Here is a 685-nt window from a genome sequence, read left to right as displayed (position 1 = left end):
AAGGCTGGCATTCAAGTTGTTCTGAATGTTTTTTACAATAAGGGCTATTTAAGCGTCTCTCAACACTTCGCTGAGGCGTGATAGAACCACTAAGAGGATACACCGGAATCCTATCATCTTGACAATTTTCACACCACTTTCCATTTTCACTTCTATAGTGGAAGCCAGATTGAAGCATACAAGTATGAATTATTGCCCATTCACCGAAACCTAATCTACTATTTTCTGGATCGGCATTATAAGGAGTTGGCTTACCACACTCTAACAATGCTTTTGCTACTTCAGTAGAATCTGCATCTGGCTTTTGCCATATAACAAAGTATCTTGAAGGAGGCTTTGAGTCACATCCAGCGATACTTAACAGAGCTATGCAACTCAATAGTTTTAAGATTTTCTTCATTCTTCCCCTCCTTCAGTGGGTTTCTTTACAATAAAACAGCTCGGAAGCTTGTTGATATTTTCTGTCACCGCTGTTTAAAACAACGGTGAACAATATTGAGATGATGGATTGAGAAAACAATCCCGCCATTCCAAGTGAAGGCAAGGATGGCGGATTGTTGATCATCACTAGCAGTGCTTAAGGTTTGCATTCAGGTGCATTTTTATATTTTTTACAAAAAGGGCTGTTTAAGCGCTTCTTGACACTGCGCCTCGGGATCACAGCACCTGGACGACAAATGGGCAA

The 685-nt window shown here is 40.6% G+C and carries 2 protein-coding genes; both read right to left on the bottom strand.

Going from position 1 to position 685, the window contains the following annotated elements; translation table 11 throughout:
• The coding region (locus tag ACFIKU_RS10085) for a hypothetical protein (protein WP_375657428.1) at positions 1-400 on the bottom strand (400 nt) is incomplete at its 3' end.
• A gap of 64 nt (positions 401-464) precedes the next feature.
• Entirely contained in the window at positions 465-590 is a 126-nt protein-coding gene (locus ACFIKU_RS10080; RefSeq protein ID WP_375657427.1) for a hypothetical protein, read from the bottom strand.
• Positions 591-685: the final 95 nt, after the last annotated feature.

This window comes from Bartonella sp. CM120XJJH (assembly GCF_042194715.1).
Taxonomy (GTDB): domain Bacteria; phylum Pseudomonadota; class Alphaproteobacteria; order Rhizobiales; family Rhizobiaceae; genus Bartonella.
Note: the sequence above shows the minus strand (reverse complement) of the source record. Positions and strands in the feature narration are given on the sequence as shown.